This window comes from Ureibacillus sp. FSL K6-3587, from assembly GCF_038593165.1.
Taxonomy (GTDB): Bacteria; Bacillota; Bacilli; order Bacillales_A; family Planococcaceae; genus Ureibacillus; species Ureibacillus suwonensis.
In genome coordinates this window covers 2286049-2309909 of record NZ_CP151969.1, presented here as the reverse complement: position 1 = coordinate 2309909, position 23861 = coordinate 2286049, and the positions used below count along the sequence as shown (strand labels likewise).

The 23861-nt window shown below is 45.0% G+C and carries 13 protein-coding genes, 39 tRNA genes, 3 rRNA genes and 1 pseudogene; 7 read left to right on the top strand and 49 right to left on the bottom strand.

Features of this window, described 5'->3' with window-relative positions; genetic code table 11:
- Window positions 1-5: 5 nt before the first annotated feature.
- From NSS77_RS11545 to NSS77_RS11330, 44 genes and pseudogenes are all read right to left on the bottom strand, one after another.
- A pseudogene (locus tag NSS77_RS11545) lies at window positions 6-113 on the bottom strand (transposase); the annotation flags it as partial.
- A 172-nt stretch (window positions 114-285) separates the two neighbouring features.
- Window positions 286-357: transfer RNA gene (locus NSS77_RS11540), tRNA-Glu, on the bottom strand.
- A gap of 9 nt (window positions 358-366) precedes the next feature.
- A tRNA-Ser gene (locus NSS77_RS11535) sits at window positions 367-459 on the bottom strand.
- Between the two features lie 4 nt (window positions 460-463).
- Window positions 464-538: transfer RNA gene (locus NSS77_RS11530), tRNA-Asn, on the bottom strand.
- A gap of 6 nt (window positions 539-544) precedes the next feature.
- A tRNA-Ile gene (locus NSS77_RS11525) sits at window positions 545-621 on the bottom strand.
- A 5-nt stretch (window positions 622-626) separates the two neighbouring features.
- Window positions 627-700: transfer RNA gene (locus NSS77_RS11520), tRNA-Gly, on the bottom strand.
- Between the two features lie 7 nt (window positions 701-707).
- Window positions 708-783: transfer RNA gene (locus NSS77_RS11515), tRNA-Phe, on the bottom strand.
- Window positions 784-791: 8 nt separating this feature from the next.
- Window positions 792-867, bottom strand: a tRNA-Asp gene (locus NSS77_RS11510).
- Window positions 868-870: 3 nt separating this feature from the next.
- A tRNA-Met gene (locus NSS77_RS11505) sits at window positions 871-947 on the bottom strand.
- A gap of 17 nt (window positions 948-964) precedes the next feature.
- A tRNA-Ser gene (locus tag NSS77_RS11500) sits at window positions 965-1057 on the bottom strand.
- Window positions 1058-1076: 19 nt separating this feature from the next.
- Window positions 1077-1153: transfer RNA gene (locus tag NSS77_RS11495), tRNA-Ile, on the bottom strand.
- Between the two features lie 6 nt (window positions 1154-1159).
- A tRNA-Met gene (locus tag NSS77_RS11490) sits at window positions 1160-1233 on the bottom strand.
- A 20-nt stretch (window positions 1234-1253) separates the two neighbouring features.
- Window positions 1254-1329: transfer RNA gene (locus NSS77_RS11485), tRNA-Ala, on the bottom strand.
- A 7-nt stretch (window positions 1330-1336) separates the two neighbouring features.
- A tRNA-Pro gene (locus NSS77_RS11480) sits at window positions 1337-1413 on the bottom strand.
- A 15-nt stretch (window positions 1414-1428) separates the two neighbouring features.
- Window positions 1429-1505, bottom strand: a tRNA-Arg gene (locus NSS77_RS11475).
- Between the two features lie 13 nt (window positions 1506-1518).
- Window positions 1519-1607: transfer RNA gene (locus NSS77_RS11470), tRNA-Leu, on the bottom strand.
- 4 nt (window positions 1608-1611) lie between these two features.
- Window positions 1612-1686: transfer RNA gene (locus NSS77_RS11465), tRNA-Gly, on the bottom strand.
- A 12-nt stretch (window positions 1687-1698) separates the two neighbouring features.
- Window positions 1699-1783: transfer RNA gene (locus NSS77_RS11460), tRNA-Leu, on the bottom strand.
- An 8-nt stretch (window positions 1784-1791) separates the two neighbouring features.
- Window positions 1792-1866: transfer RNA gene (locus NSS77_RS11455), tRNA-Lys, on the bottom strand.
- A gap of 4 nt (window positions 1867-1870) precedes the next feature.
- Window positions 1871-1946: transfer RNA gene (locus NSS77_RS11450), tRNA-Thr, on the bottom strand.
- Window positions 1947-1951: 5 nt separating this feature from the next.
- Window positions 1952-2027, bottom strand: a tRNA-Val gene (locus tag NSS77_RS11445).
- Window positions 2028-2033: 6 nt separating this feature from the next.
- Window positions 2034-2149 (bottom strand): 5S ribosomal RNA (rrf, locus tag NSS77_RS11440).
- 83 nt (window positions 2150-2232) lie between these two features.
- Window positions 2233-2304, bottom strand: a tRNA-Glu gene (locus NSS77_RS11435).
- A 9-nt stretch (window positions 2305-2313) separates the two neighbouring features.
- Window positions 2314-2406, bottom strand: a tRNA-Ser gene (locus tag NSS77_RS11430).
- Window positions 2407-2410: 4 nt separating this feature from the next.
- Window positions 2411-2485: transfer RNA gene (locus tag NSS77_RS11425), tRNA-Asn, on the bottom strand.
- Between the two features lie 6 nt (window positions 2486-2491).
- A tRNA-Ile gene (locus NSS77_RS11420) sits at window positions 2492-2568 on the bottom strand.
- Between the two features lie 5 nt (window positions 2569-2573).
- Window positions 2574-2647 (bottom strand) — tRNA-Gly (locus NSS77_RS11415).
- A 7-nt stretch (window positions 2648-2654) separates the two neighbouring features.
- Window positions 2655-2730 (bottom strand) — tRNA-Phe (locus tag NSS77_RS11410).
- 8 nt (window positions 2731-2738) lie between these two features.
- Window positions 2739-2814: transfer RNA gene (locus NSS77_RS11405), tRNA-Asp, on the bottom strand.
- Window positions 2815-2817: 3 nt separating this feature from the next.
- A tRNA-Met gene (locus tag NSS77_RS11400) sits at window positions 2818-2894 on the bottom strand.
- Window positions 2895-2911: 17 nt separating this feature from the next.
- Window positions 2912-3004: transfer RNA gene (locus NSS77_RS11395), tRNA-Ser, on the bottom strand.
- A gap of 19 nt (window positions 3005-3023) precedes the next feature.
- Window positions 3024-3100: transfer RNA gene (locus NSS77_RS11390), tRNA-Ile, on the bottom strand.
- Between the two features lie 6 nt (window positions 3101-3106).
- A tRNA-Met gene (locus tag NSS77_RS11385) sits at window positions 3107-3180 on the bottom strand.
- Window positions 3181-3200: 20 nt separating this feature from the next.
- Window positions 3201-3276, bottom strand: a tRNA-Ala gene (locus tag NSS77_RS11380).
- A 7-nt stretch (window positions 3277-3283) separates the two neighbouring features.
- A tRNA-Pro gene (locus tag NSS77_RS11375) sits at window positions 3284-3360 on the bottom strand.
- Window positions 3361-3375: 15 nt separating this feature from the next.
- A tRNA-Arg gene (locus tag NSS77_RS11370) sits at window positions 3376-3452 on the bottom strand.
- A 13-nt stretch (window positions 3453-3465) separates the two neighbouring features.
- Window positions 3466-3554, bottom strand: a tRNA-Leu gene (locus NSS77_RS11365).
- Window positions 3555-3558: 4 nt separating this feature from the next.
- Window positions 3559-3633: transfer RNA gene (locus NSS77_RS11360), tRNA-Gly, on the bottom strand.
- A 49-nt stretch (window positions 3634-3682) separates the two neighbouring features.
- Window positions 3683-3754: transfer RNA gene (locus NSS77_RS11355), tRNA-Lys, on the bottom strand.
- Between the two features lie 4 nt (window positions 3755-3758).
- Window positions 3759-3834: transfer RNA gene (locus NSS77_RS11350), tRNA-Thr, on the bottom strand.
- A 5-nt stretch (window positions 3835-3839) separates the two neighbouring features.
- Window positions 3840-3915 (bottom strand) — tRNA-Val (locus tag NSS77_RS11345).
- 47 nt (window positions 3916-3962) lie between these two features.
- Window positions 3963-6889 (bottom strand): 23S ribosomal RNA (locus NSS77_RS11340).
- A 137-nt stretch (window positions 6890-7026) separates the two neighbouring features.
- A 16S ribosomal RNA gene (locus NSS77_RS11335) occupies window positions 7027-8579 on the bottom strand.
- Together the 16S, 23S and 5S rRNA genes with 39 tRNA genes alongside form the textbook arrangement of a ribosomal RNA operon.
- 248 nt (window positions 8580-8827) lie before the next feature.
- Window positions 8828-9727 (bottom strand): DMT family transporter, encoded by a 900-nt coding sequence (locus NSS77_RS11330; RefSeq protein WP_342468855.1) that lies wholly within the window; start codon window positions 9725-9727, stop codon window positions 8828-8830.
- 86 nt (window positions 9728-9813) lie between these two features.
- On the opposite strand from NSS77_RS11330, the gene NSS77_RS11325 reads away from it, so the two are divergent.
- Window positions 9814-10518 (top strand): MgtC/SapB family protein, encoded by a 705-nt coding sequence (locus tag NSS77_RS11325; protein WP_342468854.1) that lies wholly within the window; start codon window positions 9814-9816, stop codon window positions 10516-10518.
- An 18-nt stretch (window positions 10519-10536) separates the two neighbouring features.
- A complete protein-coding gene (locus NSS77_RS11320; protein ID WP_342468853.1) occupies window positions 10537-11523 on the top strand; it encodes a cation diffusion facilitator family transporter in 987 nt (328 codons plus the stop codon).
- A 102-nt stretch (window positions 11524-11625) separates the two neighbouring features.
- Here the strand turns inward: NSS77_RS11320 and NSS77_RS11315 are convergent, their stop codons facing one another.
- Window positions 11626-12789, bottom strand: a complete 1164-nt coding sequence (locus tag NSS77_RS11315; protein ID WP_342468852.1) for an iron-containing alcohol dehydrogenase — start codon at window positions 12787-12789, stop codon at window positions 11626-11628.
- 133 nt (window positions 12790-12922) lie between these two features.
- Complete coding sequence (locus tag NSS77_RS11310) at window positions 12923-14167, bottom strand: Glu/Leu/Phe/Val dehydrogenase (RefSeq protein ID WP_342468851.1); 1245 nt, start codon at window positions 14165-14167, stop codon at window positions 12923-12925.
- Window positions 14168-14537: 370 nt separating this feature from the next.
- Between NSS77_RS11310 and NSS77_RS11305 the strand changes: the two genes are divergently transcribed.
- The gene (locus tag NSS77_RS11305; protein ID WP_342468490.1) at window positions 14538-16184 is read left to right on the top strand and encodes an IS1182 family transposase; all 1647 of its coding nucleotides are present in this window, start codon (window positions 14538-14540) and stop codon (window positions 16182-16184) included.
- Window positions 16185-16217: 33 nt separating this feature from the next.
- On the opposite strand, the gene pruA is transcribed toward NSS77_RS11305, so the two are convergent.
- Window positions 16218-17774, bottom strand: a complete 1557-nt coding sequence (gene pruA / locus NSS77_RS11300) for an L-glutamate gamma-semialdehyde dehydrogenase (protein WP_342471264.1) — start codon at window positions 17772-17774, stop codon at window positions 16218-16220.
- 136 nt (window positions 17775-17910) lie between these two features.
- Between pruA and NSS77_RS11295 the strand changes: the two genes are divergently transcribed.
- Complete coding sequence (locus NSS77_RS11295; RefSeq protein ID WP_342468850.1) at window positions 17911-19212, top strand: PAS domain S-box protein; 1302 nt, start codon at window positions 17911-17913, stop codon at window positions 19210-19212.
- A 35-nt stretch (window positions 19213-19247) separates the two neighbouring features.
- Here NSS77_RS11295 and yugI read toward each other — a convergent pair whose 3' ends face one another.
- On the bottom strand, window positions 19248-19616 hold the full coding sequence (yugI, locus tag NSS77_RS11290) for a S1 domain-containing post-transcriptional regulator GSP13 (RefSeq protein WP_342468849.1): 369 nt from the start codon (window positions 19614-19616) through the stop codon (window positions 19248-19250).
- Window positions 19617-19832: 216 nt separating this feature from the next.
- The gene (locus NSS77_RS11285) at window positions 19833-20093 is read right to left on the bottom strand and encodes a DUF1871 family protein (protein ID WP_342471263.1); all 261 of its coding nucleotides are present in this window, start codon (window positions 20091-20093) and stop codon (window positions 19833-19835) included.
- 94 nt (window positions 20094-20187) lie between these two features.
- Between NSS77_RS11285 and NSS77_RS11280 the strand changes: the two genes are divergently transcribed.
- The 3 genes from NSS77_RS11280 to NSS77_RS11270 all read left to right on the top strand — a co-directional run bounded on the left by NSS77_RS11280 (window position 20188) and on the right by NSS77_RS11270 (window position 23791).
- Window positions 20188-21375, top strand: coding sequence for a MalY/PatB family protein (locus NSS77_RS11280; protein ID WP_342468848.1), 1188 nt, complete (start codon window positions 20188-20190; stop codon window positions 21373-21375).
- 188 nt (window positions 21376-21563) lie between these two features.
- On the top strand, window positions 21564-23123 hold the full coding sequence (locus tag NSS77_RS11275; RefSeq protein ID WP_342468847.1) for a sensor histidine kinase: 1560 nt from the start codon (window positions 21564-21566) through the stop codon (window positions 23121-23123).
- Window positions 23120-23791 (top strand): response regulator, encoded by a 672-nt coding sequence (locus NSS77_RS11270; RefSeq protein WP_342468846.1) that lies wholly within the window; start codon window positions 23120-23122, stop codon window positions 23789-23791. The genes NSS77_RS11275 and NSS77_RS11270 overlap by 4 nt, the downstream gene beginning before the upstream one ends.
- The last annotated feature ends 70 nt before the right edge of the window (window positions 23792-23861 follow it).

The following is a 23861-nucleotide window of genomic DNA, read 5'->3' as shown; positions in this document are numbered from 1 at the left end:
AAGGACCTCTTTATCTTTCCATAGATTATCTGTCTTCTATATTTTGGCGCAAATACAATGTGATACTTACAATTCCATTTAGTATGTGCTAAACTATTTATGTCAGAAGACATAATAGGTCCCTCCTTGATACTAAAATTTGGTTGGCGAACCAAAATTTATTTTAGCATCAAGTGGGATCTTTTTTAATACCTCGCTATAAGCTATACGGAACCCCCTGCCTAGCAGGGGGTTTTCTTTTTTACAATAAAAGCCCGGGACAATCCAATGTTGTCCCGGGCTTTATGACCCCTACGGGATTCGAACCCGTGTTACCGCCGTGAAAGGGCGGTGTCTTAACCACTTGACCAAGGGGCCATGTATGAATGGCGGAGAAGGAGGGATTTGAACCCTCGCGCCGGGTTACCCCGACCTACACCCTTAGCAGGGGCGCCTCTTCAGCCTCTTGAGTACTTCTCCGTCATGGCTCCGAAGGTAGGATTCGAACCTACGACCAATCGGTTAACAGCCGATTGCTCTACCACTGAGCTACTTCGGAATATTATGGTGGGCCTAAATGGACTTGAACCATCGACCTCATGCTTATCAGGCGTGCGCTCTAACCAGCTGAGCTATAGGCCCTCGTTTGGAGCGGGTGATGGGAATCGAACCCACGACATCAGCTTGGAAGGCTGAGGTTTTACCATTAAACTACACCCGCATATAAATGGTGGTTCAGGACGGAATCGAACCGCCGACACAAGGATTTTCAGTCCTTTGCTCTACCGACTGAGCTACTGAACCACTTTATATGGCGGTTCCGACGGGACTCGAACCCGCGATCTCCTGCGTGACAGGCAGGCATGTTAACCACTACACCACGGAACCGTTTGGTTGCGGGGGCAGGATTTGAACCTGCGGCCTCCGGGTTATGAGCCCGACGAGCTACCAGACTGCTCTACCCCGCGATAATTTTATATATTAATGGTGGAGGAAGAGGGATTCGAACCCCCGCGCGGTTTGACCCGCCTCTCGGTTTTCAAGACCGACCCCTTCAGCCAGACTTGGGTATTCCTCCATGTTTCCTTTTCAACCTTTGGTGGACCTTGCAGGACTCGAACCTGCGACCGGACGGTTATGAGCCGTCTGCTCTAACCAACTGAGCTAAAGGTCCTTGGGATGGCGGTGGAGGGGATCGAACCCCCGACCTCACGGGTATGAACCGTACGCTCTAGCCAGCTGAGCTACACCGCCGCCAATTGATTTATATGTTATGGTGGAGCATAGCGGGATCGAACCGCTGACCTCCTGCGTGCAAAGCAGGCGCTCTCCCAGCTGAGCTAATGCCCCGTTTCTATGGTCGGGAAGACAGGATTCGAACCTGCGACCCCTTGGTCCCAAACCAAGTGCTCTACCAAGCTGAGCTACTTCCCGGTCCCTTTTCTTTTATGGCGCGCCAGGCAGGAGTCGAACCCACAACCTTCTGATCCGTAGTCAGACGCTCTATCCAATTGAGCTACTGGCGCTTCATCTTCATGTTGGTGCCGAGGACCGGAGTCGAACCGGTACGGTAGTCACCTACCGCAGGATTTTAAGTCCTGTGCGTCTGCCTATTCCGCCACCCCGGCTTTTTGGAGCGGAAGACGGGGTTCGAACCCGCGACCCCCACCTTGGCAAGGTGGTGTTCTACCACTGAACTACTTCCGCATGATGTAAATATGGTGCGGGTGAAGGGAGTCGAACCCCCACGCCGTAAGGCGCTAGATCCTAAGTCTAGTGCGTCTGCCAGTTCCGCCACACCCGCATAATAAATGGTGAGCCATGAAGGACTCGAACCTTCGACCCTCTGATTAAAAGTCAGATGCTCTACCACTGAGCTAATGGCTCACGATGGTGCCGGCGAAAGGAATCGAACCCTCAACCCACTGATTACAAGTCAGTTGCTCTACCAATTGAGCTACGCCGGCATATATGGTGGAGGATGACGGGATCGAACCGCCGACCCTCTGCTTGTAAGGCAGATGCTCTCCCAGCTGAGCTAATCCTCCATTTAAGCCTAGCGACGTCCTACTCTCGCAGGGGGAAGCCCCCAACTACCATCGGCGCTAAAGAGCTTAACTTCCGTGTTCGGTATGGGAACGGGTGTATCCTCTTTGCCATCGTCACTAGACTTATTATTTCAAAGACAAGAATTATTTTATCATAAACGCTAAGGTTTTCAATATATTTTTTTATTTTTTAATTAAAATTTTATGACCCCTACGGGATTCGAACCCGTGTTACCGCCGTGAAAGGGCGGTGTCTTAACCACTTGACCAAGGGGCCATGTATGAATGGCGGAGAAGGAGGGATTTGAACCCTCGCGCCGGGTTACCCCGACCTACACCCTTAGCAGGGGCGCCTCTTCAGCCTCTTGAGTACTTCTCCGTCATGGCTCCGAAGGTAGGATTCGAACCTACGACCAATCGGTTAACAGCCGATTGCTCTACCACTGAGCTACTTCGGAATATTATGGTGGGCCTAAATGGACTTGAACCATCGACCTCACGCTTATCAGGCGTGCGCTCTAACCAGCTGAGCTATAGGCCCTCGTTTGGAGCGGGTGATGGGAATCGAACCCACGACATCAGCTTGGAAGGCTGAGGTTTTACCATTAAACTACACCCGCATATAAATGGTGGTTCAGGACGGAATCGAACCGCCGACACAAGGATTTTCAGTCCTTTGCTCTACCGACTGAGCTACTGAACCACTTTATATGGCGGTTCCGACGGGACTCGAACCCGCGATCTCCTGCGTGACAGGCAGGCATGTTAACCACTACACCACGGAACCGTTTGGTTGCGGGGGCAGGATTTGAACCTGCGGCCTCCGGGTTATGAGCCCGACGAGCTACCAGACTGCTCTACCCCGCGATAATTTTATATATTAATGGTGGAGGAAGAGGGATTCGAACCCCCGCGCGGTTTGACCCGCCTCTCGGTTTTCAAGACCGACCCCTTCAGCCAGACTTGGGTATTCCTCCATGTTTCCTTTTCAACCTTTGGTGGACCTTGCAGGACTCGAACCTGCGACCGGACGGTTATGAGCCGTCTGCTCTAACCAACTGAGCTAAAGGTCCTTGGGATGGCGGTGGAGGGGATCGAACCCCCGACCTCACGGGTATGAACCGTACGCTCTAGCCAGCTGAGCTACACCGCCGCCAATTGATTTATATGTTATGGTGGAGCATAGCGGGATCGAACCGCTGACCTCCTGCGTGCAAAGCAGGCGCTCTCCCAGCTGAGCTAATGCCCCGTTTCTATGGTCGGGAAGACAGGATTCGAACCTGCGACCCCTTGGTCCCAAACCAAGTGCTCTACCAAGCTGAGCTACTTCCCGGTCCCTTTTCTTTTATGGCGCGCCAGGCAGGAGTCGAACCCACAACCTTCTGATCCGTAGTCAGACGCTCTATCCAATTGAGCTACTGGCGCTTCATCTTCATGTTGGTGCCGAGGACCGGAGTCGAACCGGTACGGTAGTCACCTACCGCAGGATTTTAAGTCCTGTGCGTCTGCCTATTCCGCCACCCCGGCTTTTTGGAGCGGAAGACGGGGTTCGAACCCGCGACCCCCACCTTGGCAAGGTGGTGTTCTACCACTGAACTACTTCCGCGAAAAATAAGCCGCTGAATCAAATGTTCCATTCAAATATAATAATGTGATGAGCCATGAAGGACTCGAACCTTCGACCCTCTGATTAAAAGTCAGATGCTCTACCACTGAGCTAATGGCTCATGATGGTGCCGGCGAAAGGAATCGAACCCTCAACCCACTGATTACAAGTCAGTTGCTCTACCAATTGAGCTACACCGGCATATATGGTGGAGGATGACGGGATCGAACCGCCGACCCTCTGCTTGTAAGGCAGATGCTCTCCCAGCTGAGCTAATCCTCCTTCATTTGTTCTCTCAAAACTGGATAACGGCATTGAAAGCTTTTCTTTTGGTTAAGTCCTCGATCGATTAGTATCCGTCAGCTCCACACGTCACCGTGCTTCCACCTCGGACCTATCTACCTCATCGTCTTTGAGGGATCTTACTTGCTTATGCAATGGGAAATCTCATCTTGAGGGGGGCTTCATGCTTAGATGCTTTCAGCACTTATCCCGTCCACACATAGCTACCCAGCTGTGCCTTTGGCAAGACAACTGGTACACCAGCGGTGTGTCCATCCCGGTCCTCTCGTACTAAGGACAGCTCCTCTCAAATTTCCTGCGCCCACGACGGATAGGGACCGAACTGTCTCACGACGTTCTGAACCCAGCTCGCGTACCGCTTTAATGGGCGAACAGCCCAACCCTTGGGACCGACTACAGCCCCAGGATGCGATGAGCCGACATCGAGGTGCCAAACCTCCCCGTCGATGTGGACTCTTGGGGGAGATAAGCCTGTTATCCCCGGGGTAGCTTTTATCCGTTGAGCGATGGCCCTTCCATGCGGAACCACCGGATCACTAAGCCCGTCTTTCGACCCTGCTCGACTTGTAGGTCTCGCAGTCAAGCTCCCTTATGCCTTTACACTCTGCGAATGATTTCCAACCATTCTGAGGGAACCTTTGGGCGCCTCCGTTACCTTTTGGGAGGCGACCGCCCCAGTCAAACTGTCCACCTGACACTGTCTCCCAAGCCGATCAGGCTTGCGGGTTAGAATTTCAGTACAACCAGGGTAGTATCCCAAGGGCGCCTCCAGGGAAGCTGGCGCTCCCCCTTCTACGGCTCCTACCTATCCTGTACAAGTTGCACCGAAATTCAATATCAGGTTACAGTAAAGCTCCACGGGGTCTTTCCGTCCTGTCGCGGGTAACCTGCATCTTCACAGGTACTATAATTTCACCGAGTCTCTCGTTGAGACAGTGCCCAGATCGTTACGCCTTTCGTGCGGGTCGGAACTTACCCGACAAGGAATTTCGCTACCTTAGGACCGTTATAGTTACGGCCGCCGTTTACTGGGGCTTCAATTCGGAGCTTCGCTTGCGCTAACTCCTCCTCTTAACCTTCCAGCACCGGGCAGGCGTCAGCCCCTATACGTCACCTTGCGGTTTTGCAGAGACCTGTGTTTTTGATAAACAGTCGCCTGGGCCTATTCACTGCGGCTCATCGGGGCTTGCACCCCAATGAGCACCCCTTCTCCCGAAGTTACGGGGTCATTTTGCCGAGTTCCTTAACGAGAGTTCTCTCGCTCACCTTAGGATTCTCTCCTCGACTACCTGTGTCGGTTTGCGGTACGGGCACCTCCCGCCTCGCTAGAGGCTTTTCTTGGCAGTGTGAAATCAGGAACTTCGCCTCCAAAGAGGCTCCCCATCACCGCTTGGCGTTACGGGAAGCGGATTTGCCTACTTCCCCGCCTTGCGGCTTGGACACGCGCGACCAACGGCGTGCTTTCCCTATCCTCCTGCGTCCCCCCATTGCTCAAACGGCGGGGAGGTGGTACAGGAATATCAACCTGTTGTCCATCGCCTACGCCTTTCGGCCTCGGCTTAGGTCCCGACTAACCCTGAGCGGACGAGCCTTCCTCAGGAAACCTTAGTCATTCGGTGGATGGGATTCTCACCCATCTTTCGCTACTCATACCGGCATTCTCACTTCTAAGCGCTCCACCAGTCCTTCCGGTCTGACTTCTGCGCACTTAGAACGCTCTCCTACCACTCGTGCGAAGCACGAATCCACAGCTTCGGTGAACCGTTTAGCCCCGATACATTTTCGGCGCAGCGTCACTCGACCAGTGAGCTATTACGCACTCTTTAAATGATGGCTGCTTCTAAGCCAACATCCTGGTTGTCTAAGCAACGCCACATCCTTTTCCACTTAACGGTTACTTTGGGACCTTAGCTGGTGGTCTGGGCTGTTTCCCTCTTGACCACGGATCTTATCACTCGTAGTCTGACTCCCGCGTCTAAATAGCTGGCATTCGGAGTTTGTCTGAATTCGGTAACCCGAGGTGGGCCCCTAGTCCAAACAGTGCTCTACCTCCAGTATTCGTTACGCGAGGCTAGCCCTAAAGCTATTTCGGAGAGAACCAGCTATCTCCAAGTTCGATTGGAATTTCTCCGCTACCCACACCTCATCCCCGCACTTTTCAACGTGCGTGGGTTCGGGCCTCCAGTGAGTGTTACCTCACCTTCACCCTGGACATGGGTAGATCACCTGGTTTCGGGTCTACGACCACGTACTCTTTCGCCCTATTCAGACTCGCTTTCGCTGCGGCTCCGTCTCCTCGACTTAACCTTGCACGTAATCGTAACTCGCCGGTTCATTCTACAAAAGGCACGCCATCACCCGTTAACGGGCTCTGACTACTTGTAGGCACACGGTTTCAGGTTCTCTTTCACTCCCCTCCCGGGGTGCTTTTCACCTTTCCCTCACGGTACTGGTTCACTATCGGTCACTAGGGAGTATTTAGCCTTGGGAGATGGTCCTCCCGGATTCCGACGGAATTTCACGTGTTCCGCCGTACTCAGGATCCACTCTGGAGAGGATGGATTTTCGACTACAGGGCTGTTACCTTCTACGGCCGTCCTTTCCAGAACGGTTCGTCTAACCCATCCTTTTGTAACTCCGTATAGAGTGTCCTACAACCCCAAGAGGCAAGCCTCTTGGTTTGGGCTGTTCCCGTTTCGCTCGCCGCTACTCAGGGAATCGATGTTTCTTTCTTCTCCTCCAGGTACTTAGATGTTTCAGTTCCCTGGGTGTGCCCTCTTAACGCTATGAATTCACGTTAAGATACTGCTCCATTACGAGCAGTGGGTTGCCCCATTCGGAAATCTCCGGATCAAAGCTTACTTACAGCTCCCCGAAGCATATCGGTGTTAGTCCCGTCCTTCATCGGCTCCTAGTGCCAAGGCATCCACCGTGCGCCCTTACTAACTTAACCTAAAAATTAAGAGCTTACAGTAAATTTCTTGCTTTCAATGTCGTTTATCCAGTTTTCAAAGAACAAAACTCTTGATTGAAGGCATGAACCTTCAAAACTGAACCCAAAACGTTAATGTTTTCCGTTTATATCCTTAGAAAGGAGGTGATCCAGCCGCACCTTCCGATACGGCTACCTTGTTACGACTTCACCCCAATCATCTGTCCCACCTTCGGCGGCTGGCTCCCGGAGGGTTACCTCACCGACTTCGGGTGTTACAGACTCTCGTGGTGTGACGGGCGGTGTGTACAAGGCCCGGGAACGTATTCACCGCGGCATGCTGATCCGCGATTACTAGCGATTCCGGCTTCATGCAGGCGAGTTGCAGCCTGCAATCCGAACTGAGAGTGGCTTTTTGGGATTCGCTCCCCCTCGCGGGTTTGCCGCCCTTTGTACCACCCATTGTAGCACGTGTGTAGCCCAGGTCATAAGGGGCATGATGATTTGACGTCATCCCCACCTTCCTCCGTATTTGTACGGCAGTCTCCTTAGAGTGCCCAACTGAATGATGGCAACTAAGGACAAGGGTTGCGCTCGTTGCGGGACTTAACCCAACATCTCACGACACGAGCTGACGACAACCATGCACCACCTGTCACCGCTGTCCCCGAAGGGAAGGCCATGTCTCCATGGCGGTCAGCGGGATGTCAAGACCTGGTAAGGTTCTTCGCGTTGCTTCGAATTAAACCACATGCTCCACCGCTTGTGCGGGCCCCCGTCAATTCCTTTGAGTTTCAGTCTTGCGACCGTACTCCCCAGGCGGAGTGCTTAATGCGTTAGCTGCAGCACTAAGGGGCGGAAACCCCCTAACACCTAGCACTCATCGTTTACGGCGTGGACTACCAGGGTATCTAATCCTGTTTGCTCCCCACGCTTTCGCGCCTCAGCGTCAGTTACAGGCCAGGAAGCCGCCTTCGCCACTGGTGTTCCTCCATATCTCTACGCATTTCACCGCTACACATGGAATTCCGCTTCCCTCTCCTGCACTCAAGTCTCCCAGTTTCCAATGACCCTCCCCGGTTGAGCCGGGGGCTTTCACATCAGACTTAAGAGACCGCCTGCGCGCGCTTTACGCCCAATAATTCCGGACAACGCTTGCCACCTACGTATTACCGCGGCTGCTGGCACGTAGTTAGCCGTGGCTTTCTAGTAAGGTACCGTCAGGGCGCAGCCAGTGACTGCTGCGCTTGTTCTTCCCTTACAACAGAGCTTTACGATCCGAAGACCTTCTTCGCTCACGCGGCGTTGCTCCATCAGGCTTTCGCCCATTGTGGAAGATTCCCTACTGCTGCCTCCCGTAGGAGTCTGGGCCGTGTCTCAGTCCCAGTGTGGCCGATCACCCTCTCAGGTCGGCTACGCATCGTCGCCTTGGTAGGCCGTTACCCCACCAACTAGCTAATGCGCCGCGGGCCCATCCTATAGTGATAGCAGAACCATCTTTCAACCCCGAAGCATGCGCTTCGGTGTGTTATCCGGTATTAGCACGCGTTTCCGCGAGTTATCCCGGTCTATAGGGCAGGTTACCCACGTGTTACTCACCCGTCCGCCGCTAACCAATTAAAAAGCAAGCTTTCTAATTGGTTCGCTCGACTTGCATGTATTAGGCACGCCGCCAGCGTTCGTCCTGAGCCAGGATCAAACTCTCCATAAAAAGAAAAGTTGATTAGCTCAAACTTTTGTCCGTATCCAATCCGTCAACGAGGGTCAACGAATTGAAAAATTTATAACATTAACGTTTCGGTGTTCAGTTTTCAAGGTTCATCAAACTTTCATTTTTGAAACAGCTTTTATATCATAAAACTTTTATTTCTCGATGTCAACAAGTTTTTTCTAAGCTGTTATTAAAAAATTCATATCCGTTAAGGACATGTTATAGTGTAAATTAGATTTCAGAAAAAGTCAATTACTTTTTCTGAAAAAATTTCTTAATGCCTTAATATCAAGCACAAACAACATAATACCAATAATAACAATAATTCCACCGATAATTTGTGTTGCAATCAATTTTTCTCCAAAAATAAAGAGTGCCAAGATGGACGCACCTATAGGTTCAAATAATATAGCGATTGAGATGACATTGGCACTGACCCATTTGATGGACCAGTTAAATAATGAATGCCCCAACAGATTCGGAAGAATTGCAAGGAGCAAAAACCAAATCCATGTCGAAAAAGGATATGGTCCAAATGATTCCCCTTTCAATAATACATAGAAAAACAAACATATTGTACTAATCGAGTACACAACCATCGTATATGTAATTAAAGAAATTCTTTTCCTTACCTCTTGTCCAAATAAAAAATATCCCGTTACCAAAACGCAAGCAATAAGTGCCAGCAGATCTCCAAACAAGGCGCTGCCGCTGATATTAAAATCTCCCCAACTGATTAAAAAGCTCCCCAAGATTGCGATAATTCCGGATAAAATGGCTTGCATGGTGAGGCGCTCTTTGAAAAATAAATAGGTTCCCGCAAAAGCAAACAACGGCTGCATCGTAACAAGAACCGTCGAACTGGCAACGGATGTGTACCGCAATGATTCAAACCACAAAATGAAATGAAATGCCAAAAAAATGCCGGCAATGATTGAAAACAACCAGTCTCTTTGATATAACATTTTTAATTCATGTACATGATTTTTAAAAAAAGCCGGGGCGATGATCAACACAGAAAAAAGCATCCGGTAAAAAGCGATTGCTCCCGACTCGGCTTCTGCAAGTTTAACAAAAATCGCCGAAAATGATATTGAAATCACACCGATGATAATAGGGATAAACGGGTGGATAGGTGGCTTTTCCATTTTAATTTTCTCCTGATATTCATTTTGTCATTATTTTATTTTCACATGGTTCACCATTCTGTGCAATAAAAAAGGGGGAATGAACAATGCATACTTTAAGCATGGTGATACGGCACGAAGACCTTCTGAAATTGGCGATTGCCGCTCTATTAAGTTTAATTATTGGAATCGAGAGAGAATTAAAGAAAAAGCCCGTAGGATTAAAAACCTGTTTAGTGATTTCCACTTTCAGCTGTTTATTAACAATCATTTCGATTGATACTGCATATAGCACCCCTCCCCGGGATGAAATCAACATCACCATGGACCCTCTTAGACTCGCAGCCCAAATCGTCAGCGGTATCGGCTTTTTAGGTGCTGGTGTGATATTAAGAAGAGGAAATGACAGCATTACCGGTTTAACAACCGCGGCAATTATCTGGGGAGCAGCCGGAATTGGAATTGCTGTTGGCGCAGGATTTTATTTAGAAGCGGTAACTACGGTAATAATCGTTGTTGTCGGGATTAAAGTGGTTGCACCGTTCCTGATGAAAATTGGGCCAAAGCGCATCCGGATGCGTGAACTTTACTTGAAAGCCCGCATTCCAAAAAAGGAAAATATCGAGGATTTATTGAAGTTCATGGAAGATCAGGAAATGGTTATTGATAATATTCGAATCACAGGCGATAATCTTAATTACGATGTAGTGATCCGTTTTTCTACTTTATTAAAGGAAAATACTTATACGGTTTTTGACACCTTCCAGGCTCTGCCCTATATCCAAAAAATCGAAATTGAAATTTTATCATAAAACATTCGGAGGAAATCAATGAAAGAAATTATCAAACTACTGAAAAACGGAAATAAACCGTCATTATCTGCGGCTATTGTCAATTTATTATTGGGAAGCATCAAAGGGGTCGCTTATTTTTTTACCGGAAATGTAGCAATGTTTGCGGAAATGATGCACTCGTTGGGAGATGCAGCAAACCAATTTTTCGTTTTTATCGGCTCGGCTTTATCGAAAAAAGCGCCGACAAAACAGTTTCCAAACGGATTTGGCCGGGTCGTAAACCTCGTTTGTTTGGGAGCGGTGATCGTCGTTGCCATTCTTTCATATGAAACGGTGAAAGAAGGATTGCATCATTTCTTGCATCCGAACGAACAATCGGGAGAAATCCTGCTTCCTCTTGGAGTATTATTGTTGGGTACGATTTTAGAAGGCTTTGTTTTACAAAAAGCGGCGAAGGAAATTTTACATGAAGTGGGACAATCAGCGTCGATCTTTACAGCAATACCAAAATCGGTCGCATATCTAAAACGGGCAAAACCCGCGACCAAACTGGTATGGATGGAAGATGCCGTCGCAACCTCAGGTAATGTGCTTGCATTTTTAGCCATCATTATCGCCTATTACACGGGCTTTCATGAATTGGAAGGTTTAGTATCCATAATCATCGGAGGGATGATGTTCTTTGTGGTTGGAAAGGTATTTCTTGATAATGCCCGCGGCGCGATCGGCGAAACTGACGAAGAGATGCTGATTCATATCGGAAACTTGGTGATGAAAGATCCCCATGTGAAAGATATTGAACGGCTCGAAGTCGTAAAAGAAGGGGAATTCCTTCATGTAGAACTCATCGCAGAGACAGATCCGAAGCTCTCCCTTGAATATTTGGATCAAGTCCGGGATCACTTGGTCGAATTAATTTTAGCCCAAAAAGGCGTTACAAAAGTGACCCTTTCCTTCGATAAAGATGACGATATCTCCGAATGGAACCATCATTTGAATTCAGAAGGTTCGCCAAATGAATAAAAAGGCAAGATTAATAAGTCGACTCATCATGATGGATCGGATTTTTATCGCACAAAAAGGCTGTCCCGAAAACTTTCCGCCTTCGGACAGCCTGCCGCTATTTTATAGGGACATTCTAAAAATTTCCCTGACATCTTCTTCATCAAGCACTTTAAAGGTGCCAATCGGACCGTTCGCCATCGCTTTTCCCACTAAAACATCCAGCTTCGAATCATCAATGCCGTAATCTTTCAACCGGCTTGGGGCTCCTAGAGTTGTCCAAAATGCTTTCAGACGCTCAATGCCTTCCAATGCAATTTCTTCATCAGATTTATTTGAAGGATCCACCTGAAATACTTTTGTTGCAAGGCGGGCAAAACGGGCGGGATTGACATGCATGACATGTTTCATCCAGTTCGGGAACAGGATGGCAAGTCCGCCGCCATGGGGAATATCATAAACGGCTGAAACAGCATGTTCAATTTCATGGGTTGCCCAATCCCCTTCCGAACCCATTGAGAGCATTCCATTCAAGGCGATTGTTCCGGAAAGCAAAATCGTCTCCCGCAATTCATAGTTTTCCAAATCCTCCACCAACTTCGGTGCCGTTTCAATTACGGTTCTGAGCACCCCTTCACACAGTTCGTCCATGATTAATGTATTTTCCGCATCATGGAAATATTGTTCGAATACATGGGACATCATATCGACAATGCCATACACCGTTTGGTCTTTCGGCACCGTCATTGTATAAGTTGGATCGAGTATCGAGAATTTTGGAAACACCTTGCCGCTTGACCAGCCGTATTTTTCTTTTGTTGCTCCATTCGTAATAACGGAATTGGCGTTCATTTCCGAACCGGTTGCAGCCAGCGTCAACACCGTCCCCAGCGGCAATGCATCCTTCACTGGTACTTGATTTGTGACGATTTTCCACGGGTCTTCCTCAAGCTTGGCTCCGGCGACAATCAGTTTCGAACAATCAATGACGGAACCTCCGCCGACTGCAAGGACAAAATCGATGGATTCCCGTTTGCAAATCTCGATGCCTTTCCTTGCTGTTTCCACTCTTGGATTTGGTTCCACACCGCCTAACTCAAAGACGTTTAAATCAAGTTCATTCAAAATTGAAATGACTTCCTCATAGATCCCATTTCTTTTTATGCTTCCGCCGCCATATACCAAAAGGATATTTCGTCCGTACCTCGGCAACTCTTTTTTTAATTGGCGGAGCTCCCCTTTCCCAAAATATAAACGAACCGGATTTTTAAACGTAAAGCTGTTCATCCAACCTCTCTCCTTTTTTGCAAAAGTATCAATTGAAATTCCACCAAAAATAAGCGAATAACACCATTTTTCATCAAAGAAAAATGGTGTTACAAACTGTTAGAAGCTCATCTGATTCCGATTCAATTGTTCATTATACCCAGCCGCGGAATCGGCAGGCTTCGGCTGTGCGGCGAACACCAACCATGTAAGCGGCAAGCCGCATATCAATATTTCGGCTCTGTGCTGTTTGATAAACATTTTCGAAGGCGTTCACCATTCTTTCGCGCAATTTTTCTTTCACTTCTTCAGCGGACCAATAGTAGCCTTGGTTATTTTGAACCCATTCGAAGTAGGAAACAGTTACGCCGCCTGCGGATGCCAATACATCCGGCACCAATAAAATGCCGCGTTCAGTAAGGATTTTTGTAGCTTCTGTCGTCGTTGGACCATTGGCCGCTTCCACAACAATTTTCGCTTTAATATTTGGTGCATTTTCAGCGGTAATTTGGTTTTCGATTGCCGCCGGAACAAGTATGTCGCAGTCCAATTCCAGCAATTCTTTATTCGTGATGGTATTCTCAAACAGTGTTGTTACGGTACCAAAGCTGTCTCTGCGATCAAGCAGATGATCGATATCCAGACCGTCCGGATCGTATAAGGCGCCGTAAGCATCGGAAATCCCAATGACTTTTGCACCCAAGTCGCTCATGAATTTCGCCAAGAAACCGCCGGCATTTCCGAATCCTTGAATGACTACCCGGGCATCTTTGATATCAATTCCTCGCTTTTTCGCCGCTTCCTGAATGACAATGGTTACCCCTTCTGCCGTTGCCCGGTCGCGTCCTTGTGAACCACCTAAAACAATCGGTTTTCCTGTGATGAATCCAGGGGAATTGAATTCGTCAATCCGGCTATACTCGTCCATCATCCAAGCCATGATTTGCGCATTCGTAAATACATCCGGAGCCGGGATATCCTTCGTCGGACCGACAATTTGGCTGATTGCACGGACATAACCGCGGCTCAATCGTTCAAGTTCCCCCATGGACATTTGCCGAGGATCGCAAACGATACCGCCTTTTCCTCCGCCATACGGCAAATCAACAATCCCGCATTTTAATGTCATCCACATAGAAAGCGCTTTCACTTCATCTTCAGTTACATCCGGATGGAAACGTATACCCCCTTTTGTTGGCCCCACAGCATCGGAATGTTGGGCGCGGTAGCCGGTAAATACTTTTGTTGTCCCATCATCCATTTTTACCGGGATGCGCACCTTCAACACGCGAAGCGGTTCTTTCAATAATTCATACATCGCTTCATCATATCCAAGCCTGTATAATGCCTCTTTAATCACTTCCTGCGTAGAAGTTAGAAGATTAACATTTTCAGCCATACCTACTCGCCTCTTTTAACTCAATTATTTATTATTTTTTTAAGAACAATCCTTACTTTCATATTAACATATTTGTCACAAAACATGTTAATGGTACTAGGCAATTCCCATTTTAATAATGTCCTTCCATTGGTACAACCATTTTATTATATAAGTCATTCATTAATTTATTTACCCTATTTTTCATTTAGAATACATTTTTCAAAAAAATAAAGAGGCTGGGACAAAACCCCCTCTAAAATGGAAACAGCCCATGAAATTTTGGAATGAAATTTCATGGGCTATTACTATTTTTTTAATAAAAATAAGGACATCTTCTGATAAAATTTAAGTATCTACCCCAAAAAATTTTATCAAAGGAAGTGTCCTTATGTTCAAATATTATAACATGAATCAATTAGTTTTGCCTCTAGATTTAGAAATAAAATTACAAGAAAATGATATTGCCTTCCACATTCACCATTTAGTTGAAAGTATCCCCGATGAAGCCTTTCAGCCGTTTCTTCGAAATACAGGTTGTCCTGCTTATCATCCACGCATGATGCTAAAAATTATTTTGTGTGCTTATTCCCAATCAGTCTTTTCAGGTCGGAAAATTGAAGCCCTTTTAAAGGACAGTATTCGGATGATGTGGTTGGCACAAGGATATGAACCAAGTTATCGGACGATCAATCGTTTTCGTGTGCATCCGGAAGTAAAAGAATTAATTCGTCAATGTTTTGTCCAATTCCGTTGCCAACTGGTGGAAGAAAAATTAATTGATCAAGAAGCAATTTTCATTGACGGTACAAAGATTGAAGCGAATGCCAACCGATTTACTTTTGTGTGGAAAAAATCCATTGAAAAATACAACAAAAGCTTAATTGAAAAATCCAATCAGCTCTACAACGAACTGTTAGAGAAGGAAATCATCCCTGAAATGGAGCGGGAAAGTGATGGGGAATTGTCCGTAGAAGAACTCGCTCAAATGGTGCAACAAGTCGATGAAGTCATTAAGGAATATGACCAAAAGATAGAAACATCGCCCGATGCCACAGAACGAAAAGCATTAAGAAGCGAACGAAAATATCCAAAACAAGCGTACAAACAATTAATAGACTTCATTCTACGAAAACAAAAATACCAAAAAGACTTGGACATCTTGGGGGAACGGAACAGTTATTCCAAAACAGATCAAGATGCGACGTTCATGCGAATGAAAGACGACTATATGAAAAACGGTCAATTGAAAGCTGGATACAATGTACAAATCGCAACAGAAGGTCAATACGCACTAGCTTATAGCATCTTTCCAAATCCTACTGATACACGTACATTAATTCCGTTCTTGAATAAGATAGAAAAGGATTATTTTCCGTTGCCAAAGTATATTGTCGCAGATGCTGGTTATGGTAGTGAACAAAACTATGAAGACATCCTTTCGAATCGAAAATGTGAGGCACTCATTCCATATACCATGTATGAGAAAGAACAAAAGAAGAAATATAAACAAAATCCATTTCATCCAGACAATTGGATGTACGACGAAGAAAGTGATACCTACATTTGTCCAAATCAGCAGCGAGTAACCTTCCGTTATCGTTCTGTACGTACAGATAAGACTGGTTTCAAACGAGAATTGAAAATCTATGAATGTGAAAACTGTTCAGGATGTCCATTTCGTTCATCATGCACAAAAGCAAAGGAAGGCAATCACCGAAAGGTCATGGTGAATGAAAAATGGGAACGACAAAAAGAATATGTAAGAGCGAAGCTTTCAGAAGAAAAAGCAGGTTCTATTTTCCGTCAACGTAAAATGGACGTAGAACCAGTTTTTGGATTCTTGAAGGCTAATTTGCGTTTCACTCGATTTTCCGTCCGAGGAAAATCGAAGGTGGAAAATGAAATGGGGATTGCCTTAATGGCCGTGAATTTACGGAAATACACGGCCAACAAAGATCAACTGACCAAAAATAATGGAGAGAAATGGAAAAAGGAGAATTTGAGTTGGCTCAAATTCTCCTTTTTCCTATTTTGAAGCTAGTTTTGTCCCAGCCTCTTGTTGTTTTTATTACAATGTTTCAGAAAGGGTTTTGGCTTGCATATGAAGAAGCAAGTAATCCGGACCGCCGGCTTTGGAGTCTGTACCTGACATGTTGAATCCTCCAAATGGCTGATAACCGACGATGGCTGCTGTACATCCACGGTTGAAATACAAGTTACCTACATGGAAGTCTTCCGCAGCTTTTTGCAAATGGAAGCGATTATTTGAAATGACAGCGCCTGTCAATCCATAAACCGTGTTGTTTGCGATTTCAATCGCTTCATCAAAATCTTTCGCTTTCGTCATTGCAAGAACCGGACCAAAGATTTCTTCCTGCATGATGCGAGCGTTTGGATCCACATCAGCAAATACTGTCGGATGGATGAAATAACCTTTCGAATCATCATATTGTCCGCCAGCAACTAAGCGGCCTTCTTTTTTACCGATTTCAATATACTCAGTGATTTTCTTGAATGCACCTGCATCGATAACAGGGTTTACATATGTTTCCACGTTTGCAGGATCGCCCACAATAAGTTCATTTGTCAATTCCGCAACACGTTCAACCACTTTATTGTACGCTTCGTCGCCTACAATGATGGCGCGGGAGCATGCGGAACATTTTTGGCCGCTGAATCCGAAAGCGCTCGCCACGATGGATTGTGCCGCCAATTCCAAATCCGCGTTTTCCGCATCATCCACAACGATTGAATCTTTACCGCCCATTTCCGCAATCACGCGTTTGAGCCAAATTTGGCCTTCATTAACGGCTGCAGCGCGCTGGTTGATGCGAATACCCACATCGCGGGAACCTGTAAAACTGATGAAGCGTGTACGAGGGTGATCCACCAAATAATCGCCCACTTCTGAACCAGGGCCCGGAATGTAGTTTACGACACCTGGAGGCATACCCGCTTCTTCAAGAATTTCCATAAACTTATAAGCAATGATTGGCGTTGTGGAAGCCGGTTTTAATAGCACTGTATTGCCGGTAACCATCGCTGCCACTGTTGTTCCCACCATGATGGCAAACGGGAAGTTCCATGGTGAAATGACAACACCGACACCTAATGGAATATATACATATTTATTAATTGTTCCCGGATCTGATTCCACCGGTTTTCCTTTAGCCAACTCCAACATTTGGCGTCCATAGTATTCCAAGAAATCGATACCTTCTGCAATGTCTGCATCCGCTTGTACCCAAGGCTTAGCCGCTTCTTTTGTCAACCATGCAGACAGTTCAAATTTACGGCGACGTACGATGGCTGCGGCTTTGAATAAAACTTCCGCACGGATTACAGGATCGACTTTTTTCCAAGTATTGAACGTTTTATCCGCAATTTGCATCGCTTTTTCAGCGATTTCTTTATTCGCTTTTGAAACGCGGCCAACTACTTCTGTTTTATTTGCCGGATTATAAGAAACGATTTTATCTTCCGTTGTTATTCTTTCTCCGCCAACAATCAAAGGATAATCCTTACCTAATTCACTTTCCACTTTTTTCAAAGCATCAAGATACTTTTGGCGATTTTCTTCAATTGAAAAATCTGTTAGTGGTTCATGTTTGTAGGGAATCACTATTACTCCTCCTTTAAAATTTATAGCGCAAAGAATATTTGCACTAATTAAATAACCGTATATAATAATAATGCAAAATATTGTTGCATTTTTCAATATTTATTACAGTATCGTAAAAAATTTTTTTGAGGTGTTATCGATGTCTTTCAATGATGAACAGCTGCTAAAACTATATGAATTCGCGGTTGAACATGTTTCAGTCGGCATTCATGCGGTAGACGCGGAAGGACGTACAATTTTGTACAATCAAAAAATGAAAGAAATTGAAGGATTTGATATTGAAGATATTTCCGATCGTTCCATTTTGGAACTTTTTGCATTCCGCTCCAATGACAGTGCCCTGCTCCGTGTTTTAAAAACCGGCATCAAGGAAATGAATGTAAAACAAACCTATTGGAACAGATATGGGCATGAAATTACTACTATTAATGATACGTACCCGATTTTCGACGGTGAAAAACTCATAGGAGCCATTGAATTCGCCCGGGACATTACCTCCCTGGAAAAATTGATTTACCAGCCACTGCGCAGATATGGAGAACCATTGACCTTTGACGTCATCACAGCAATATCGGAACCGATGCAAATCGTGAAAGAAAACGCCAAAAAAGCTGCCCGTGCCCGAATCCCTGTATTGCTGATCGGGGAATCCGGGACAGGAAAGGATTTGATCGCGGAAGGAATCCATCACGAACTTCAGCCGAAAAACGATGAGTTTGTCACCCTTTTCAGCAGAAGGCCGAATCAAATCGAAAGATTAAAAACATATTTAAAACAGGACAAATCTTACACCTTTTTCTTTGAGCGCCTCGAATTTTATACCCTTGAAGATCAAAAGGAATTGCTGAAACTGTTAAAGGGGATGCCCCCGGAAAAACATATGCTAATCGGCAGTGTGGGAGGAGACCCGATTGATTTGATCAGCAACAAACAATTGCTCAAAGACTTATATTATTATTTTGCTTCCATGAGTATTTCTATACCCGCATTACGCGAACGAAAAGAAGACATTAAACCTTTCGTCGATGATTACTTTTCAAGGCACCGGGAACGTTTCAATTCAAACATCCAGGGACTTGCGGATGATGTAATGGAAATGTTTCTGGAATACGACTGGCCAGGAAATCTGAAAGAATTGGAACTATTGTTGGATGAAATCGCATCAATGATTACAAACGAAAAGTACGTTACCTATGAAATGCTGCCTCTTCATTTCCGATTTAAATTGCAGCAGCAAAATGAAAAAATCAAAAAACCGGATTTTTTCCTCCTTCAGCCGAACAAAGAATTGCTGCCATTAAACGAATATTTGAAAGAGGCCGAAAAATATTATTTGCATCATGCATTAAAAATGAACGAAGGCAATATTACAAAAACTGCCCAAGCCTTGGGCATGACAAGGCAAAACTTGCAATACCGGTTAAGAAAAATGAAAGAATAAAAAATCCCAAAAGCGCCATCGCTTTTGGGATTTTTTTATTGTCCTCTTTCGATCCAATCTTGAAGTTTTTCTTTCAATGTTTGGAATCCATTTGCATCTTGTTCATTTAAACGTTCCTGTAAAGATTTCTTTGGATTCTTTTCCACTTTCTTTTGTGGTGGGTCTTGCAGTGCACGGGTAGATAAGCTGATTTTTTCGTTACGTTCATCTATATCAAGAATTTTCACTTGAATTTCGTCGCCAATTTTAAAAAAATCTTCTATGTTCCGAACGTAACCGTAAGTAATTTCAGAAATGTGTACAAGACCTTGCGTTTCTTCATCCAATGCCACAAAAGCTCCGTACGGTTGAATCCCTGTCACCTTTCCCGTTACAACGTCACCTACTTTATATTTTTTTTTCATGTTTGTTCCTACTTTCTTTCGCTTACATATATATATCATGTTAAATTATAACATAATGAATGTATACGGAACAAAGAATCACCCTATTTTGAAAAAAACTTCCAACTTTATATGTTTCAACCAAATTTCCCCAATACCTGACGAGCTCCTGAATCTGTAAAATAGTTGAAAAATTACAAAAAATTAAAAGTGTCTCTTACAACAAAAGACACTTTTTTATATAATACTTTTAGCTTCAAATTTAATCGCTATCAATTGGTATGCCATTTCAACGCAATCTTCGAAAGGAATCCAGATTTCAAAGGATTGCTCGTACACTTTTTGGATCACCCGTGCGAGCTCTGTCGGATCATCGATTTCTTGCAAAGCAAGAATGACATCGCTCGATTCAAGCTCATATGCATCTTCTCCAATTTGAAAAGGATCCCATTTCATTAAAGCGAGCTTGGCCTTTTTGTTCATTAATACGTTCTCCACAATTTCACCTTGCATTATTCTATATTTTCCTTCTTATGATATCATATAATCATTATATTTAAAGATAAAAATTAAATAGGAAAGAGTGGTAATCGTGACTTTTAACTTTGATGAAATATATGAAAGAAGAAATACCAGCAGTTTGAAATGGGACAAATTTAAAGATCGCTATCGCGCAAAGTACGCTGTGGAAGATATAGACAATGTTTTGCCAATGTGGGTGGCGGATATGGACTTTGCCGTTCCGCAAGTGGCGATTGACGCCATCAAAAAACGATTGGATCATCCAATTTTTGGATACTCCTACATAAGCGATGCGTGCAAAGAAGCCATTCAACAATGGTTCAAACGCCGCCACAATTGGCATATCAATAAAGAAGCGTTGATTTTCCACAGCGGGGTCGTTCCAGCAATTGCAACTATTCTTGAAACTTTCACGGAACCGGGAGATAAAGTATGCATATCCACTCCGGTATATCCTCCGTTCTTCAACATTCCAAAAGGACTGAAACTGGAAGTCGTGGAATGCGATTTAACGGAAAGCGAAGACCAAATTTACGAATATGACTTTGATAAATTAGAAGAGGCCTTTAAATCAGGGGTAAAAGCGTATGTGTTATGCAGCCCTCATAATCCAGGAGGAGTCGTTTGGTCAAAAGAGACGCTGGAAAAACTCGTTTATCTATGCATCAAATACGATGTGCTGCTCATTTCCGATGAAATCCATGCAGACATTGTGTTTGACGGACACCAACACATCCCGACAATGACGGTGGAAGGTGCCGATCAGGCAAAAATTGTTGCCTGCATTGCCCCAACCAAAACTTTCAACCTGGCCGGGCTTCATGCGGCAATGATTGTGGCGGAAAATCCAAAATTGAGAAATGCGATACTCAGAAACAAAGCGGCCCATGGGTTGGATGATTGGAATGCCCTTGCCGCTGCGGGAGTTCAAGCGGTGTATGAAAAAGGCGAAGAATGGCTGGATGAAATGATTCAATACGTTTCCAGAAACATCCAATACTTAGAACAAGAATTAAATCAATTGGATGGCGTTAGGGTCATCCGCCCGCAAGCCTCTTACCTCGTTTGGATCGACTATCGTGGAACAGGGCTTTCCGAAGAAGAAATGATGGATCGTCTCTTAAATAAAGGGAAACTGGCATTGGAGCCAGGAACAAAATATAGCGAAGCAGGCCGCGGTTACCTCCGCATCAACCTGGCATGTCCGTTTGAAACAGTCAAAGAAGGCGTGGAACGTTTCAAAAAAGCTTTATCTTAATATAACGTTTAATAGAAAAAACATCATTTTCTCTGTGCAGAAAATGATGTTTTCATTTTATTCCCATTATTATGTTACTATTGTTCTACCTTCCATTTATATTATAATGATAAAAAAACGAATTTCTAATTATTCAAAAATTACTTGAAAATGGGGTTATTACAATCAAAGACGTGATGAGAAAGAAATTGCCTCTTCGTACAACAATGTTCTTATTTTCTTTTGTAATTGTGCTGTTTTCCATTATGACAAGCGGGGCCATCATGATTCACAATATTGCCGGCGCCTTTGAGAAAGAGTTTGGATCACGGGCAATCGCCATCGCCCGAACCGTCGCCCAATTGGAAGAAGTTCAGACAACGGTCGGGACGGAAAAAGGATTTGAAGTCATCCAGCCGATTGCGGAACGGGTCCGTTTAGCAACCGATGTGGACTACATCGTGATTTTCGATATGAAAGGTGTCCGTTATTCCCACCCATCGGAAAGCAGAATCGGAACCATTAACGAAGAAATAATGAAAAATGCGGCATATTCCCAACACGAGTACATATCAAAAGCTTTTGGGGTACAAGGTTTTTCCATCCGCGCATTCGTACCGATCATGAATCCCGAGGCTACAAGACAAGTCGGGGTGATCACCGTCGGAATCATAACTCCGAAGTGGCAACATTTAGTCGAAGAGTATCAATCAGATATATACATCTCTTTATTTTGGGGATTATTGATCGGTCTTGTTGGATCCATATTGATCGCCAATCATATCAAACGGCAAACATTAAATCTGGAACCTTCCGAAATTGCCCGTATTGTGGAGGAACGTTCCGCCATTATGCAGGCGATGGACGTCGGGCTTCTTGCCACGGATGGCAAAGGCAATATTACGTATATGAACCATTTGGCAAGAAAATATACCCATTTTTTTGGAAAAAGAGGAACTTTGAAAGAAGTGTTTCAGAATACTTGGTTAGGAGAAGAACATATAGAAAAGCAGGATGGTTACCGGCCGCTGTCAATGTTTAAACAGATGTATCTGGTCCGCATCTTCCCATTAAAAATTCATGATAAAAACGCCGGTTCCCTCATTGTCATCACTGACCGGAAAGAAGCGCATACATTAGCGGAAGAATTGACTGGGGTAAAAACGCTTGTTGACACCCTCCGAGCCCAACACCATGAATTTCTCAACCGCCTGCACAGTATTGCGGGGTTGATTCAACTCAACCGGAATGAGGAAGCCATCAGTTTAATATTGGATGAAATTACTGATGAAGAAAGTGTCTTCCAAAAAATTAAAGACAAAATTCAAGACTATTCCATTCAAGGATTGCTCATAGGCAAATTTTCAAGAGCGAAGGAGCTGGGGGTGGAACTCACCTTAAGCGACGATTCTTACTTATTTGATTATGTTACCGGTTTTTCCAGCGGCGACTTGATCACCATCATCGGAAATCTGCTGGATAATGCCATGGAAGCTTGTCTATCAAAAGAAGAAAAGTTTGTGGATATCCTCATCCAAGGGGACAAACATTACTTATATATCGAAGTTCAGGACAATGGAGCAGGAATTCAAAAACCGGTGGAGCGGATTTTTGACTATGGTTTTACAACGAAAAATAAAGCTGGCCATGGAATCGGATTGGCGTTGGTAAAACAAATTGTCGAATCAAATCATGGCACGATTCAGGTGTTTTCGGAAGTGGGTGTCGGAACAACGATGATTGTACAAGTTGGGAGGAATGAACAATGAAAGATATTCGGGTCTTGATTGTGGAAGATGATCCAATGGTACTCGAAGTAAACAAAAGTTTTCTAATGAAAACAAAGGGGTTTTCCCTCGCCGGAGAAGCTCAATCAGGTGAACAAGCCTATCAGGAAATCAAGGAAAAAATGCCCGATTTAATCCTTTTGGATATGTATTTGCCGGATATTTCCGGACTGGAGCTATTTTACAAAATTCGAAATGAACGCCTCCCGGTTGACATCATTATGATTACGGCAGCACGAGATGCAAAAACCGTTCAAGAATTGACGCGTTTGGGAGCTTTCGATTATTTGGTGAAACCGTTCCGCCTGGAGAGATTCCAACAAGCATTGGAAAATTACGCCCGCTCCCGAAAGAAATTGACCACGAAAGACGAATTGAAACAGGATGACATTGACGAATATTATGGCACTACTTCTTTTGAGACACAGAAGGAACTTCCAAAAGGACTTAATGAAATCACGATGAAACAAATCACCGACAAGTTGAAGGAAATCAACGAACCGGTGACCGCTGAACAGTTGGCTCAAATTACGGGCATGGCGAGGGTCACTGTAAGAAAATATTTGGACTATCTCGCAAGTATCAGCGAAGTGAAAATCGATTTAAAATACGGTACAGTCGGCCGTCCAACCAAATATTATTCTCTTTGATAAGAGCTCAAAATGCTCTTATTTTTTTACCCGCACATGTATTATAACAGTCGTTATTCCAGAATAACTG

Coding starts and splice junctions, on each gene's coding strand:
- NSS77_RS11330 (WP_342468855.1), bottom strand. CDS start 9,727: ATGGAAAAGCCACCTATCCACCCGTTTATCCCTATTATCATCGGTGTG.
- NSS77_RS11325 (WP_342468854.1), top strand. CDS start 9,814: ATGCATACTTTAAGCATGGTGATACGGCACGAAGACCTTCTGAAATTG.
- NSS77_RS11320 (WP_342468853.1), top strand. CDS start 10,537: ATGAAAGAAATTATCAAACTACTGAAAAACGGAAATAAACCGTCATTA.
- NSS77_RS11315 (WP_342468852.1), bottom strand. CDS start 12,789: ATGAACAGCTTTACGTTTAAAAATCCGGTTCGTTTATATTTTGGGAAA.
- NSS77_RS11310 (WP_342468851.1), bottom strand. CDS start 14,167: ATGGCTGAAAATGTTAATCTTCTAACTTCTACGCAGGAAGTGATTAAA.
- NSS77_RS11305 (WP_342468490.1), top strand. CDS start 14,538: ATGTTCAAATATTATAACATGAATCAATTAGTTTTGCCTCTAGATTTA.
- NSS77_RS11295 (WP_342468850.1), top strand. CDS start 17,911: ATGTCTTTCAATGATGAACAGCTGCTAAAACTATATGAATTCGCGGTT.
- yugI (WP_342468849.1), bottom strand. CDS start 19,616: ATGAAAAAAAAATATAAAGTAGGTGACGTTGTAACGGGAAAGGTGACA.
- NSS77_RS11270 (WP_342468846.1), top strand. CDS start 23,120: ATGAAAGATATTCGGGTCTTGATTGTGGAAGATGATCCAATGGTACTC.